The 15085-nt window shown below is 52.9% G+C and carries 13 protein-coding genes; 10 read left to right on the forward strand and 3 right to left on the reverse strand.

The window, feature by feature from the left end:
- The first annotated feature begins 7 nt into the window (after positions 1-7).
- The 6 genes from EFA69_RS04050 to EFA69_RS04080 all read left to right on the forward strand — a co-directional run bounded on the left by EFA69_RS04050 (position 8) and on the right by EFA69_RS04080 (position 8052).
- Positions 8-1489 (forward strand): TolC family protein, encoded by a 1482-nt coding sequence (locus EFA69_RS04050; RefSeq protein ID WP_123131803.1) that lies wholly within the window; start codon positions 8-10, stop codon positions 1487-1489.
- A 319-nt stretch (positions 1490-1808) separates the two neighbouring features.
- On the forward strand, positions 1809-2501 hold the full coding sequence (locus tag EFA69_RS04060; RefSeq protein ID WP_123131805.1) for an ABC transporter ATP-binding protein: 693 nt from the start codon (positions 1809-1811) through the stop codon (positions 2499-2501).
- Positions 2502-2511: 10 nt separating this feature from the next.
- Entirely contained in the window at positions 2512-3753 is a 1242-nt protein-coding gene (locus tag EFA69_RS04065; RefSeq protein ID WP_123131806.1) for an ABC transporter permease, read from the forward strand.
- Positions 3750-4934, forward strand: a complete 1185-nt coding sequence (locus tag EFA69_RS04070) for an ABC transporter permease (RefSeq protein WP_123131807.1) — start codon at positions 3750-3752, stop codon at positions 4932-4934. Before EFA69_RS04065 ends, EFA69_RS04070 begins: the two co-directional genes overlap by 4 nt.
- A gap of 447 nt (positions 4935-5381) precedes the next feature.
- Positions 5382-6764 (forward strand): sigma-54-dependent transcriptional regulator, encoded by a 1383-nt coding sequence (locus EFA69_RS04075; protein ID WP_123131808.1) that lies wholly within the window; start codon positions 5382-5384, stop codon positions 6762-6764.
- On the forward strand, positions 6748-8052 hold the full coding sequence (locus tag EFA69_RS04080; RefSeq protein ID WP_123131809.1) for a sensor histidine kinase: 1305 nt from the start codon (positions 6748-6750) through the stop codon (positions 8050-8052). The genes EFA69_RS04075 and EFA69_RS04080 overlap by 17 nt, the downstream gene beginning before the upstream one ends.
- A 235-nt stretch (positions 8053-8287) precedes the next feature.
- Here EFA69_RS04080 and EFA69_RS04085 read toward each other — a convergent pair whose 3' ends face one another.
- Together EFA69_RS04085 and EFA69_RS04090 are read right to left on the reverse strand one after the other, a co-directional pair.
- Positions 8288-9826 (reverse strand): gliding motility protein GldB-related protein, encoded by a 1539-nt coding sequence (locus EFA69_RS04085; RefSeq protein ID WP_123131810.1) that lies wholly within the window; start codon positions 9824-9826, stop codon positions 8288-8290.
- Positions 9827-9945: 119 nt separating this feature from the next.
- The gene (locus EFA69_RS04090; protein WP_123131811.1) at positions 9946-10854 is read right to left on the reverse strand and encodes a DUF72 domain-containing protein; all 909 of its coding nucleotides are present in this window, start codon (positions 10852-10854) and stop codon (positions 9946-9948) included.
- 422 nt (positions 10855-11276) lie between these two features.
- On the opposite strand from EFA69_RS04090, the gene EFA69_RS04095 reads away from it, so the two are divergent.
- Both EFA69_RS04095 and EFA69_RS04100 read left to right on the forward strand, forming a co-directional pair.
- A complete protein-coding gene (locus tag EFA69_RS04095) occupies positions 11277-12116 on the forward strand; it encodes a septal ring lytic transglycosylase RlpA family protein (protein WP_123131812.1) in 840 nt (279 codons plus the stop codon).
- 248 nt (positions 12117-12364) lie between these two features.
- Positions 12365-13264, forward strand: coding sequence for a toxin-antitoxin system YwqK family antitoxin (locus tag EFA69_RS04100; RefSeq protein ID WP_148041255.1), 900 nt, complete (start codon positions 12365-12367; stop codon positions 13262-13264).
- 177 nt (positions 13265-13441) lie between these two features.
- On the opposite strand, the gene EFA69_RS04105 is transcribed toward EFA69_RS04100, so the two are convergent.
- Positions 13442-13795 (reverse strand): YraN family protein, encoded by a 354-nt coding sequence (locus EFA69_RS04105; protein ID WP_123131814.1) that lies wholly within the window; start codon positions 13793-13795, stop codon positions 13442-13444.
- 153 nt (positions 13796-13948) lie between these two features.
- Here EFA69_RS04105 and lipB point away from each other — a divergent pair, with 153 nt between their 5' ends.
- Both lipB and EFA69_RS04115 read left to right on the forward strand, forming a co-directional pair.
- A complete protein-coding gene (lipB, locus tag EFA69_RS04110; RefSeq protein WP_123131815.1) occupies positions 13949-14683 on the forward strand; it encodes a lipoyl(octanoyl) transferase LipB in 735 nt (244 codons plus the stop codon).
- Positions 14667-15071, forward strand: coding sequence for a hypothetical protein (locus EFA69_RS04115; RefSeq protein ID WP_123131816.1), 405 nt, complete (start codon positions 14667-14669; stop codon positions 15069-15071). The genes lipB and EFA69_RS04115 overlap by 17 nt, the downstream gene beginning before the upstream one ends.
- Positions 15072-15085 lie beyond the last annotated feature (14 nt).

Below are 15085 nucleotides of genomic sequence, written 5' to 3' on the forward strand. Positions count from 1 at the left end.
CTGCATCATGAAAAATACTCTATTATATATAGTGTTGTTCTATCTTCTGAAATTGCCGGTGACGCAGGCCCAGCCAAACGCCCAAAACGGGGGAGTGGCGCGCCGCTTCACCTTGCCCGAAACCATTGAGCTGGCGCTTTCCGCCTCCACGGCCGCCAAGCAAGCCGCCACCAACAAAACCGGCAGTTATTGGCAGTACCGCACGTTCAAGGCAGATTATCGGCCGCACCTGACCTTGTCTGGTACGCTGCCAGATTTCTCAAGAAGCATTATTCCGGTCATTCAGCCAGACGGTACCACTGACTTCAGGGCGGTTTCCATCAGCAACTCAGATTTGTCTTTGTCTTTGAGTCAGGCGGTGGGGCTTACGGGCGGACAGTTCTTCGTGTCTTCGCAGAGCCAACGCTTCGATGATTTCAACCAAGGGGTACGGCGCTACAATTCCTTCCCGGCCATCATCGGGTTCCGGCAGCCTATTTTTGGGTACAACAGCCTGGGCTGGGCGAAGAAAGTGGAGCCGCTGCGCTTCCGGGAATCAGAGCGGCAGTTCATAGAAGACCGCGAGAATATTGCTACCACCGCCACCCAGCGCTTCTTTGAGGTCTTGCTCCAGCAGGTTAACTATGAGATTGCGAGTAAAAACGTGGAAAACAACCAGGCGCTGTTCAGGGTGGCCGAGGAAAAACATCGGCTAGGCCGATTGTCCCGGAACGAACTGCTGCAACTGAAACTGAGCCTCATGAACGCGCAGATGGCCCAGGCCCAGGCTTCCACTGAGCTCAAAACCGTAGCCATGCAGTTCTCGGCGTACGTGGGCCTGATGCGGGGCGAGCAAGTGGCGGTACAGGCACCCGAAGCGGTTCCGGCTCTGCAGGTGGAAGAGCAACTCGCCCTGGAGCAGGCCCGGCTCAACCGGAAAGAGCGGTTTCAGTTTGAGCGGCGGGTGCTGCAGGCCCAGCAGCAGGTGGCCCAGGCCCGCGGCAAAGGCGGCTTCAACGCCGATCTGTACGCCACCTTCGGGCTGACCAAGAGCGCCAACAACTTCTCTGAGAGCTATGCCCAACCGGAGAACCAGCAGCAGGTAACGCTGGGGTTCAGCGTGCCCATCGTGGATTGGGGGCGGCAGAAAGCGAGCGTGAAAACAGCCGAGGCCAACCTCCAACTCACCCAATACACCGTGGAGCAGGAACAGACGGCCTTTGAGCAGAATGTTTATACCCAAGTGAATCAGATAGAGCTGCTGAAGGAGCGCCTCCGCATCACCGCCTCGGCAGATTCCATTGCCCAGGAACGCTATGACATCACCAAAGCCACGTTTCTGGTGGGCCGAATCAGCATCACCGACCTGAACATCGCCTTACAGGAAAAAGACCAGGCCCGGCGGGCGTATATTACGGCCCTTCAGGATTTCTGGGTAGCTTATTACAAACTCAGAGCGCTTACCTTATATGACTTTGAACGCGGCGTGCCACTGCTGGCGGAAGAATGAGCAATGCGTTTAGCGGCTCTTTTTCTGAAAACAGGGCTAAAACGACAAGCACGCATTTCGTCCCCCTTTGAAAGGGGAAGGGGGATGACAAAGGCGGCTGGAGAACTGAAAAGCTTCTACTACAGAGCCAGGGCAACCACAAGGGATTGCCCCTACAAGAACCTCAGGATGATTGATCAGCATGCGAAATCATCCCCCTACCCCCTTCAAAGGGGGACGAAGAAGTACCCAGCTAAAACTTGTTTTAAGCTTTTTTTGGAAAAAACAGGCGCTAAACGGAAAGAATAAATCAGCACATTCACACATCAGCATATTAACTATGATACAGTTACAAGACATTGAAAAAGTCTACCGCACCAAGACCATTGAAACGGTAGCCCTCAACCGCGTGAATTTACACGTGGAACGCGGGGAGTTTGTGTCCATCATGGGTCCCTCGGGCTGCGGGAAATCTACGCTGCTTAACATCATGGGCTTGCTGGATGATCCTTCTAGTGGCCAGGTGATCATTGACGGGCAGCCGGTGAAAACGCACTCAGACAAGCAGCTGGCCAGGCTACGCAATGAAAAGATCGGGTTTGTGTTCCAGAGCTATCATCTCATCCATGACCTGAGCGTGGTGGATAATGTAGAACTGCCGCTGCTGTACCGGAACGTGAGCGCGATTGAGCGGCGCAAACGGGCGCTGGCGGCCCTGGAGAAAGTAGGCCTGAGTGCCCGCACCAAGCACTTCCCCAGCCAGCTCAGCGGGGGGCAGCGGCAGCGGGTGGCCATTGCCCGGGCCTTGGCCGGTCAGCCGGAAATTATCCTGGCCGATGAGCCTACCGGAAACCTGGACAGTGTGATGGGCGATGAGATCATGGACATTCTGCTGCGCCTGAACCAGGAAGAAGGCACCACCATTGTGATGGTAACGCATGACGAGAACATGGCGCTCAAGACCAACCGCCTGGTCCGTTTCTTTGACGGGCAGCAGGTAGCCGATTCCAGACTAGTAGAAGCGCAGATCTAACGCCACGGCCATGTTAAAGAATTACCTGAAAATTGCTTGGGCGGTCCTGCTGCGCCGGAAATTCTTCACCTTCATCAGCCTCTTCGGGATCAGTTTCACTTTGATGGTCTTGATGGTGGTGACTTCGCTCTTTGACCACGTATTCGGGCCGCAGATGCCGGAGCGGGAGACAGACCGGTTGCTGTTTGTGAACAATCTGCGCGAAGAACAGGGGGAAGGATACAGCAGCAGCGGCCCGCCCAGCTATTACTTCCTGGACCGGTATGTGCGGCGCATGCAAACGCCTGAGAAAGTCTCCGTCCACTCGGTATTCAATCCGGTGAACAGCTACATCCATAACAAGAAGCTGGCGCTGGACATCAAGCACACCGACCAGCAGTTCTGGGAGATCTTGGACTTCCACTTTCTGGAAGGAAATCCCTTTGGGGCGCAGGAAGTGAAGAACGCCAGCCGGGTGGCCGTGATCAACCAGACGACGCGCAAGAACTATTTCGGGACGGGGCCGGCCCTGGGGCAGACCATTGAGGTGGATCAGGTGAAATACCGGGTCATAGGCGTGGTGGAAGACGTGCCGGTGCTGAGAATACAATCTTACGCTGATGTCTGGGTGCCCATCACCCTCAAAAGCCAAGAATTTAAAGACACCGGCCTGCGGGGCAGTTTTTTTGCCACCATCAAAGCTCGGCAAGCGGCAGACATTCCTAAGATAAAGGAAGAATACGCCCGCATCATCCAGGACGTGACCCGTCTGAACCCCAAAGAAAAGAAGCAGGTGCACTCCTACCCAGATACCATTCTGGAAAGTTTCGCCCGTAACTTCTTAGGCAGCGGCAAAGAAGACAAAGTGGGTTTCCTGTACACTATGTTAGCGTTGGCGGCCTTTCTGTTCATGCTTTTGCCCACCATCAACCTGGTGAACATCAACATTAGCCGCATCATGGAACGGTCTTCTGAGATTGGCGTGCGAAAGGCGTTTGGGGCTTCGTCCAATACCATCATTGGGCAATTTGTGGTGGAGAACGTTTTCCTGACGCTGCTAGGGGGCTTGTTGGGCTTTCTCCTCTCGGCGGGGGTGCTGGCGCTGATTAATGACAGCGGCATTATCATCTACGCGCAACTGGGGTTGAATCTGCGGGTGTTCGCCTGGGGACTGCTCCTGTGCCTGGTGTTCGGGTTGATTTCCGGGGTGTACCCCGCTTTTAAAATGTCACGTTTACACGCCGTTGAGGCACTGAGAGGAGGCTCCAAATGATACGCCATTTATTCAAACTGATCTGGAATCGGAAGAAAAGCAACTTCCTGCTCATCACTGAAATGTTCTTCTCATTCATGGTGCTGTTCGCGGTCATCAGCTTTGTGCTCTACAACTACCATAACTATAAGAAACCGCTGGGCATTAACTACCAGAACGTGTGGCAGCTCTCCTTTAGGTCCAACGCAGACTCCATGGGGCAGTCCAAAGCCATACAGGAGCAGATGATGCAGCGCCTCAAATCTTTCCCTGAGGTGGAGGCCGCCTCGCTGGCCCACAACAACGTGCCCTTTTCGTTCAGCAGCTGGAGCATGGGGGTTTCCTACGGAAACAAAGAATCGGTGCAAACCAATAATTACGAGGTGCAGGATGCCTACAAAGACGTCTTCCAGTTATCGGTGGATCAGGGCCGGTGGTTCGGGCCGCAGGATGCCGCTGCGCTCCATGCCTCCGTGGTCATCAACCAGGTGTTGAAAGACCGGCTGTTTGGCGAGGAAGAAGCGCTGGGCAAACAAATCAAGGTGGATGACTCTACCAGTTATACCGTGGTGGGCGTGATGCCCCATTACCGCGCCGACAGCGAGTTTGCCGAAGAGGAACCCGCGCTTTTCCGGCGCATCAACCTGGAGAAGGCCAAACCCGATCAGCTGTATGCGAGCCTGCTCATCAAGGTAAAACCAGGCACCGGTGTAGTTTTTGAGGAGAAAATGGTGAAAGACCTGTCGCGTATTGCCAAAGACTGGACCATAGAAGTAACCACGCTGGAGAAAATGCGCCAAAGCAAATCAAAATTGACCTGGGTGCCCATGGTGGCCATGGGCGTGGTCTGCGGCTTCCTGATTTTCAACGTGGCGCTGGGCTTATTTGGCGTACTGTGGTACAACATCAACCGCCGCTACTCAGAGATTGGCCTGCGCCGGGCGCTGGGTGCTACTACCAGACAAATCCGGAACCAGTTTGTGGGCGAAGTGCTGGTGATGGCCACTTTCGGGCTGCTGCTAGGCCTGTTGCTGGCGGCGCAGTTCCCGCTGCTGCACGTGTTCCAGCTTTCCGCCGAGATTTACTGGCAAGGCATAGGCGCCGCCGCGCTGCTCATCTTTCTGCTGGCCATTGTCTGTGCCGTGTACCCCAGCTGGCAAGCCGCGAAAATCCATCCGGCCGTGGCGTTGCATGAAGAGTAAGCTGGCTTCTGCGTTTAGGGGCTGTTTTCAGAAAAACAGCCCCTAAACGCAAAACTTATGAGGTTTAAATAAAACCCAGGCGCGAGTCTCTGGACTCGTGCCGACGGATGATGCGAGTCTCCAGACTCGCCGGGAGCCGAGAGCTGGTGCTACATGCAGTTTCTCTATTGGATTTATCTCTGGGCAACAGAGGGAAAGTAGCTCAGCAATGCGCCCGGTCGCTGCGGGGCAGCGAGGGTAGTCAGAGACTACCCGTTATCCCAAGGCACGAGTCTGGAGACTCGCGCCAGCTTTTTCTATTATCAAACTCAGAACTATTGACTCTGAACTCCCTTTGACCTCGTAGTGTGCGCAGCTCCTACGAGTGTCTGAACCCATGCCGTTTAGCGGCTCTTTTTCTTAAAACGGCTTAAAAACGTTACCTTCACCTATCTGCTTTTCACGCCCATGATTCTCATTATTGACGATGACGTAGCCGTGCGGGCTTCCCTGAGTTTGTTGCTCAAACAAGCCGGCTATGCCACGGCCCAGGCCGAAGGGCCCGAGGAAGCCTTGCAACTGGCTGCCCGGCAGACGCCTCAGCTGGTGCTGCTGGACATGAACTTCTCCATAGAAACCACCGGCGAAGACGGGCTGAACCTGCTGGTGCAACTGAAGCAACGCTATCCATCAGTGCCGGTGATTCTGATTACCGGCTGGGGTTCCATTAACCTGGCCGTGGAGGGCCTTAAAGGCGGCGCCGCCGATTTCATTACCAAGCCCTGGAACAACGAGCACCTGCTGCAAAGCGTGAAAACTGCGCTAAAGCTGGCCCAGCCCCTCGCCGAAATCCCTGCCGGGAAACTCAGCCGCAAGCCGCTGGACGAGCAGTACGATTTCTCCATGATTGTGGGCGAAGACCCCGGGCTGTTGCAGGTGCTGCGCAGCATCGGGCAAATCAGTGCCACAGATGCCTCGGTGCTCATTGAGGGCGACAGCGGCACGGGTAAGGAACTCATCGCCGAGGCGCTCCACAAGAACAGCCATCGGCGGAAGGCTCCGTTTGTGAAGGTGAACCTGGGCGGCATCTCAGCGAGCTTGTTTGAGAGCGAGATGTTCGGGCACCGCCGCGGCGCGTTCACCGATGCCAAGACAGACCGCGTGGGCCGGTTTGAGATGGCGAACAAAGGCACCATCTTCCTGGACGAGATTGGCGAACTGGACCTCAACAGCCAGGTGAAACTGCTGCGCGTGCTGCAAGATCGCACCTATGAGGTCCTCGGCGACAGCCGTTCCAAAAACCTGGACATACGGGTAGTTTGCGCCACCAATAGAAACCTGCAAGAGATGGTTTCTGAAGGGAAGTTTCGGGAGGACCTGTACTACCGCATCAACCTGATTACGGTGAAGCTGCCGGCGCTGCGGGAGCGGAATCAGGACATTCCGTTGCTGGTGCAGCATTTTGTGAACAACCTCAAGAAAACGTACCATAAACAGGAGTTGCAGGTAAGCCAAAAAGCCCTGAAATGGCTGCGCGAGCTGCCCTTGCCGGGCAACATACGGGAGCTGAAGAACCTGGTGGAGCGCACGGTGCTGGTGAGCGGCAAGAGCCTGCTGGACGTGGAGGATTTCCAGAGCCAACTGCAGGGTGGTTCCCGGAAACTGGATGAGAAACTGCTGCCATCCGTAGGAGCCATGACCCTGGACGAACTGGAAGCCAGCATGATAAAAAAATCGATGGCTTATTACCACAACAACGTGAGCAAAGTGGCCAAGGCGCTGGGCGTGAGCCGGGGTTCGCTGTACCGAAGGCTTGAGAAGTTCAACATTCCGTATGACGCTCAAGAATAGGTTTATCTTCACCGCGGCGCTGCTGTACGCGGCCATGGGCGTGCTGGCCTGGCAACTGCTCACCTACAACAAGTGGATGTTTGTGGCCGCCGAGGCGCTGATTCTGGTGAGTCTGGTACTCACGGTTCGGCTGTATACGGCGTTTGTACGTCCCTTGAACCTGATTGCTGCCGGCGTGGAGTCTATCAAAGACCGCGATTTTTCCATCAAGTTCCTGAAAACTGGCCAGAAAGAGGTGGACCAGCTCATAAGCGTGTACAACCAGATGATGGACGAGCTGCGGCAGGAACGGGTGGTGCAAACCGAAAAACATTTCCTGCTGGAGCGGCTCATTGAAGCCTCGCCCTCGGGCATTATCCTGCTGGATACGCATGACCGCGTGGCGGGCCTGAACCCGGCGGCGGCGGGGCTGCTGCAGACCTCGGGGAAAGACGTAATTGGCAAGCCGATGACCGAACTGCCGCAGCACTGGGGCGACTCCCTGAGCAAACTGCCCAAAGACGAGCAGCGCGTGATACGGCCGAACGGTATTCAGACGTACCGCTGCCGCAAAATCAGGTTTCTGGACCGAGGCTACCATCGTTACTTCATTCTGGTGGAGGAACTCACGCAGGAGCTGCTGGAGAAAGAGCGCAACGCCTACGAGAAACTGATTAGGATGATGTCGCATGAAATCAACAACTCCATTGGTGCGGTCAACTCCATCCTCCACTCCTTCTCCTACTTCTCGCCGCAGCTGAACGAAGATACCCGCCCAGACTTTGACGAGGCGCTGCAAGTCTGCATTACGCGCAACCAGAACCTGGCTGGTTTCATGGCCAATTTTGCCAATGTGGTCCGAATCCCGCCGCCCGTGAAACACGCCACTGACCTGCACCAGTTGCTGCACAGTATCCACCGACTCATGTTACCTTCCTTTGAGCGGAAGCAAGTGACTTGGGAATGGGAATTGGCCGAGCAGATTGAGTCCGTGGGGCTGGATGTGCAGCAGATGGAACAAGTGCTCATCAATGTGGTGAAAAATGCGCTGGAAGCGACGGAGGCAGGCGGCTGGGTGAACGTGAAAACAGTGGCTAATCCGCCGCAATTATTGATTCAGGACAACGGCAAGCCCATTTCCCCCGAGGTGCAGGAAAAGCTGTTTTCCCCATTCTTCAGTACCAAGGCCAACGGACAGGGCATCGGGCTCACCATGGTGCGCGAGATTCTGCTGCACCACGGGTTCCCTTTCTCCCTGCAAACGCATGCTGATGGCATCACTACGTTTGCAATTGAGTTTCAGTCTTAGCTGCATGTATTTTGCGTTTAGGGGCCGTTTTTCAGAAATCAGCCTTAAAACGCCTGTTCAAATGATCTCATTGCGAGAGTCTGTTCAACAAACTATTGTAAGTAGAAGTCCTCACCTACAGCAAGCCCTCACAGGTTTTCAAAACCTGTGAGGGCTAAGGGATGGTTTCTGTTTTGAGCCCGATTTAAGAAAAATAGGCTTTAAACAGAGCCTTTGAACTTGTATTGGCAGCAGGCTATATTTTCGTGAACTTATCGGCGTAGCCGCTCTGCTCGAAGAAGGCGCAGGCGTCTTTCATTTCCAGGATGTCTTTCACGGCCTGTTTCTTGTTGGCGGCTTTTTGGTAGTAAGCCTCGCAGATTTTGTAGCCCATGTAGTAGCCCAGGTCGGCGGGATGGTCGGGGCGCTCCTGATTGCTGTTGGCAATCCAGTTGTAGGCGCGGTTGAGGTACATCTCTTTCTGAAACGCTTCCCATACCTGTTTCTCACGTGGGTTGGCAAAGTCATGGAGGCGTTTGTTCGTGTTTACGCCGGAGATGAGTTCGCCAATGAAATCGGCCATGCCTTCGGCCAAGGCGTTGGAGAGCAGCGTGGTGTCATTCCGGTTGGTCTGGATGAAGTGGATTAACTCATGGGCAATGAGCGGCGGCACATCTTTCACATAGCCGTAGTTGTTGCGCTCCCAGAGGTTGAGTTCCTGCAGGGGCACTTCTGGGGAGCGCGAGTACTGGTCAATGCCAATTAACAGGCCGTTGTCTGAGGCAGTGCCCGCCGAGCTGTAGCGCCCCACCACGAAGTACACGTTGGGGAAAGTAGCGGCCGGGTACAAGTCTTTCATCTTCTGAAAGCTTTTATAGATATCGGCTTTCATGTTGTCTATTTGCAGCGTGTTCTGGCGAATAGCGGGGAAAAATGCCGTCTTGTTGTTCAGGTTGTTGAGAAACAGTTCTGTGGAGACAATCTTGCTGGCGAAGTAATCCTGCAAGCCCACCGACGCTTTGTTGAAGTACTCCTTCTCAAAAATCTCCTGCTGGCGCGCCGGGTTTTTGGCGGCCAGGTCATAGGCTTTCCAGAAACGATGGACATCGGTGGTGACCAGTTGGGCCTTGAGAGGGTCGCCCAATTGGGCGTTTTGTTTTTCCAGCCGGTTCACCAACTGCAAATACGTTTTCTCCTGCCGAAGCGGGTCCAGGTCGGTGTCTTTCTTCAGGTGCGCCACGTTCTTGTACCCGGCGTCTACGGCTTGCTCTAAGGCTTTGAGGGCGGGCATTTTCTGGCCCATCAATGCATAGCAGCAGGCTATGTTATAGTACGTGGAACGCACATGCGGGCCCTTGGGCGTGGCCACGATGGCTTTCTGGTATAGGGAAATGGCCTCTTGGTAGTTTTTCTGCGCGTAGGCGGCGCTGCCTTGTTTGTTCAGTTCTTCATGGGCTGGTGGCGTGAAGTAAGAGAATACCAATTGCGCGGTGTCTTTGCCGTTGGTGAGCATGAATCTCTCCCGGGGGTTGTTCCGGTACTGCACTGCCAGGCTGTCTCTGCCCGTTAGCACCCACATCTTGTTTGCCCTTGACTTGGGGTTGATGCGCAACAGCTTTTCTTTGCCCGCCTCGCTCACATTGAAGGTGTATTTGTAACTGGCCTCTTTCATGACCAGCGTCACACTGTCATGCGGGGCATACAGAAAGGGTACATTGCTTTGAGCAAACAGGAAGTATGGCGAAAGGAGAGCTGCCGCCAGACAGCTTTTCTGGAGAAGGGTTTTGAGGAGCATCTTACAGTTGAGCAGAGGTATAAAAGGTTAGGTATGTCTATAGATGCAAGTTACCGGTGAGTGGTTGCATGCCAAACCTCGGGTAGAATAGAATTTCAGAACATAAAGGTCTGCCTGACTCAGAAAAGCTGGCCCTGCACGTACTGCTGTACTTTCTGAGGTCTTTGCAGCGATAGGCCAGTCCGTTTTTCCAGTTGCTCCATCAGGTACACCAGCGCAGGTGGCGCGTGCATAATATCTTTCTGGTGCATGAAGAAGTAAACCGTTTGTAGCCCCTGCTCCAGCCACTGGTGCAGCCGGTCGGCCCAGGCTTCCAGGCGGGTGTAATCTGACGGCACCAGGCCATGGCCGTTGAACCGAATCATGGCGGTAGCAGAAGTGAGGCGCATGTGCAACACATCTCGGCGGCCAGCCACATCGGTGATGATGGTGGTGATTTGCCGCTCCTCCAGTGTCTCAAAGGCCTTCTGCGCTACTTTGGAGTCCTTGAACCAGTTTTCGTGCCGGAACTCCACCGCCAGCGGCACTTCTTCGGGGAAGTGTTTCAGGAACTGCTCCAGCACCGGCCAATCGTCGGGCCCGAAGAACGGCGGCAGCTGCAGGAAAGCCATCCCCAGGCTGTCGCCTAAACCCAGGATTGCGTCACAGAACAGCTTGGTAGGTTCGCCCACGTTCTGCAACAGTTGGTCATGGCTGATGATCTGGGGAAGTTTAGGGCAGAAGACAAACCCCGGCGGAACGGCTTGCCGCCACCGGCTGATAGCCGTGGCGTCTGGGATGCGGTAATGGGTGGTATTCATCTCCAGGGTGTTGAATTGCCTTGCGTACCAATACAGCAACTGCGCGTCCTGCGCCCCGGCCGGGTAATAGGTGCCTATCCAGGGTTTGTTCGTCCAGGTGGGGCAACCCAGGTAAAGGTTAGGGCGGGTAGGCCGCTGTGCACGGGCCAGAACCTGGTGCGTAATACTATGGTCTGGCGGTAGCGTGAAGTCTACTTGGCGAATGTCTGGCAAGCGTCCGAAGTCCATTGTTCTTGAACATTAAGTTTTGGCTATATACGTGCTAAACTGATACGCAATCGCCTAAAAATTTAAGGGTTCAACTAATTTTTTTCAGAAAAAGTCGTTTTTATTTTCGGCTTTTTACTTTTCCTAGGTCTTGTCTCTACTCTAAATAAGTAATTTTAATCCAATTCCTCCAATAAATTCCAGCTATAGCGTGTTTAAACGCAGAAAAAATAGATTGCAAAAACGCATAAACTGGTATACCAAGGTTTATGAAATTAATTATATACACGTTTTGATAAATATAACTTTTTCATATTATTATTTAATTATTGTAAGTGAATAAGGTCTGGAAAGAAGCTTCAGAAAGGTCTATGTCTTGGAGGGCGGAAAAAAACTCCTAATTTTGCCAGCTCTAAATTTATGTTCCACCAACAAAACCTAAAATGGGGATACAGAAAATTTGCTATGCGCTTACCGTTCTTATCATTTCTTTCTTCAGCTTCGCGCCAATTGCCACAGGGCAAGATGTAGGCGACAAGCAAAGCGGTTTAGCCTCTTGGTATGGCGTTAAATACCATGGTCGCCCTACTAGCAGCGGCGAAATTTACAATCGTCATAAATTAACAGCTGCCCATAATCAACTTCCCTTAGGCAGTAAAGTAAGAGTAACCAACGTTGCTACCGGCCAGAGCGTGGTAGTGAGAATCAATGACCGCGGTCCTTTCAGAGGTGCGCGTATCATTGACCTGTCAGAAGCTGCGGCCCGTAAGATCAAGTACCGCAGAAACGGCCTTGCCGAAGTAGTGGTAGAAGTGATTGAGTTGCCAGAAGCCTTCCTGGCCAGCAGAGCCAAAGCGGAGAAAGCCGCCGCCGAGGAGGAAAAAGAAGCCTTGGCCCTGGCCAATGAACAGGCAACTGGCACTCCCGTAGAAACTCCGCTAGTGAAGCCAGTGGTGACCGAGAATGCCGCCGTGGTGGCTCCTGCCCCGGCCGTACCCGCGGCCCTGCAGCAAAAAGCATTTGTGGTACAGGCGGGTTCCTTCGGGAGCCTAAGCAATGCGGAGGCACAGGTAGAGAAACTGCGGAGCATGTATGAGAAAATGCCTATTGCCCTGGTGGAGGAAACCATTAACGGGCGTAGGGTGCACCGCATTTTGGCCGGCCGCTTTGTGTCTAAGGCCACCGCTGAGCAAGCCCGGCAGGATTTAGCCAAAAGAGGCATCACCGGTTTGGTGCGCGAAATGGCAGAACCTGCGGCCTTGGCTAGCTCCGGCACCCATTAAGAGTCCATTTTTATTTAGGTTTATTGCCGCCAGGCCTGTTTGCACGGGCTTGGCTTTTGCTGTTTTGCGCGCTTTTTCAGAAAATTAGGCGCTAAACAGGAAGAACTGAATTTTATTTGCCGTGATTTGTTCTTAGCATGCAGCAACATGGGGCACGGTTACTTCCGTAGTGGGGCTGTACAAGGAATCTAAAGCCAGCGGCGTTATAAACAAAATTCAGAATGAAGTCTGCTATGGGTAATATGAGAATGTGGACGAAAGTAATGATGTTCAGTTTGGTTTGCCTCTGTTGGGTGACTGGCCCCCAGGCGCAGGCCCAAATCATAGGGAAAGAGAAGAAAAAGCTGTTCTTCTGGCAGAAATCCAAGACCTCCTTGGTGGTAAACCCTATAGACACCGCCATCTTGAATGACTCTCTGGCTAAGCCGTCTCTGGCAAATGCTAACCCAGACAGCGTGCTGGAAGACAAGAAAGGGAAGAAAAAGGAGCCGAAAAAGAAAAAGACCTACTTCGGGTATAGAGTGAAGAAAGGGTTCACGCGCCAAGGAAGGGGCGACAACGAGATTGTGGAGACCTTCTATTACCTGCGCGAGTACAAGGAGCCTAACCCTTACGTGCGGGATAAGCATTTCTTTGACGTGAAGAAACGCAAAATCTTCCGGTCGGCTACGTTAGACCCTTCCAAAACCCAAATGCTTATTCTGCACGGGCCGTACACCAAAAAACGTGGCGATGTCATTATTGAGCAGGGCTTCTTCTACGTAGGGGCCAAGCATCTGCGTTGGGAAACCTTCAGGCCAGACAGTACCCTCACCCAAAAAGTGCACTATGAGAAAGGCTTCCTGCGCGATGCCGTAATCACGTACTATGATGCCGCCAAGACCAAGATCAAAGAAGTGATACCCTATCAATACGGGCAGGTGCAGGGCGACTATTACAAATTTTATGAGAATGGGCAGCTAGAGTGGCAAGGCTCCTATGACAAAGGCCACAAAGTAGGCACCTGGATCAATTTCTTTGACTTCAGGGGCCGCCGGCAGTTTGAGTTCAAATACGCTGAATCGGCGTTTGACAAACCCATAGAGCCTGTGCTCGTGAAACAGTATGACCGGCACGGGGCACTGGTATTCGAAAAGAAGGACAACTGATTCTTTGCGTTAAAGGACGTTCCCGGCTTGAGGGAACGCCGAAGCCGTTTAGGGGCCGTTTTTCCAAAAACAGCCCCTAAACGGCTTCGGCGTTAAAAAAGGATAGGTCTCAGTTTTGGCCTTTTTTTGAATTTTAAGCCGCTAAACGCAAACCTTCCATGAGTAGAAAGTTGCGGATTAATGAAAAGCGTCCTCAATGTGCAGGATCTCGGGTTGACCATGGCGCCAGAGGATAGAGATCACGTCAAACCTTACGTCGTGTTGCCACTGGTGCAGCTCTATATAATAATCGGCGGCCAGCCGAAGCAAATTCTCCTTTCTTTCTGAGACCGCCTCCTCTGGGTAACCGTATTGGTGGCTGCTTCGGGTTTTTACCTCCACCAGCACCAGAAGCTTCTCTTTGGCGGCAATCAAGTCTACCTCTGCCCGTTTGTACCGGAAGTTTTTCTCCAGCACCAGATACCCCTGCGCCTGTAAATAAGCCTCGGCGGCGTGCTCGCCCATTTGCCCCAGATGAGTATTGTGCGCCATTTTTGGTAGGTGCTGGTTTAATGAGTAATTTGCATAAATTTCCTGTGGTAAGACCATTTTGGTACAACAGGTGCCTTTCTGTACGGAACTGCTAAGATGCTTGGTTTCTGCACAGGAGGAGTATTATTGATAGACAGTGCAGGCTGCAAGACCATGAAGCAAAATAAGGAAGTTGTGTATGAGAGGATGGGGCTGGTGGATTATCAGCAGGCATGGGATTACCAGGAGCAGCTCCTGAAGCAGATTGTAGGAGTAAAAACGCAGAACCGTTCCTTGGAAGAAGCGGAGCATCTGCAAACTCCTAATTACTTGCTTCTCTGCCAGCATCCGCACGTGTATACCTTGGGAAAAAGCGGGCATGAGGAGCATCTGTTGTTGAATGAGCAGCAATTGGAAGAAAGACATGCTTCCTTTTACAAGATAAACCGAGGCGGGGATATTACGTATCACGGTCCCGGGCAACTGGTGGCGTACCCAATCCTGGATCTGGAGAATTTCTTCACAGACATACACCTGTACCTGCGTCTTCTGGAAGAGGCAGTCATTCAGACCTTATCTGAATACGGACTTCAGGCTGGCAGAATAGCCGGACTGACTGGGGTCTGGCTTGATTTTGAGGAGCAGCGTAACCCCAGGAAGATCTGCGCCATGGGTGTGAAATGCAGCCGTTGGGTGACCATGCACGGTTTGGCGCTTAACGTGAATACAGACCTGAGCTACTTTGGGAACATTGTGCCCTGCGGTATCTCAGACAAAGCCGTGACTTCTCTGGAGAAGGAACTTGGGCATGCCGTTCCCATAGAGGAAGTGGAAGAGAAGCTTCTCCGGCATTTTGAAAAATTATTTGAGGCAAAGCTGTTGCTGCAACAATATGAAGAAAGACATTGATTTCCATACCGTGGCGGGGGTGTCCGTTGCTATTGCGCGTGAATTGAACACCTTGGGGCAAGAAGAATGGAATGTGTATTTTATCAATAACAATGACTTCTATTTAGACAATGTCCTGATTGCCTCCAAAGGGTACGGAGAGCAGCAGGGGCAGGAGGTGAAGACATCGGTGCTCCGGCACATGTTTGACCAGGTGGCTCCTAAGAGCGCGTTGCAGGTAGAGCCCATTGATCCGGCTTTGTTCCAGATCACAAATGAGTTTTGGGTGAGCTACTACATTGGCAAGACTATCTATGACAAACGCTTTTTGTTTGTGCCCGGGAGTATTGTGGAGGAAAACATAATTCATATTTCCATTCTGGAAAAAGAAGGGGTGCTGCATTCATAGAATATTTTGCTGCC

The sequence above is a fragment of the Rufibacter immobilis genome (assembly GCF_003721565.1).
GTDB classification, from domain to species: Bacteria; Bacteroidota; Bacteroidia; order Cytophagales; family Hymenobacteraceae; genus Nibribacter; species Nibribacter immobilis.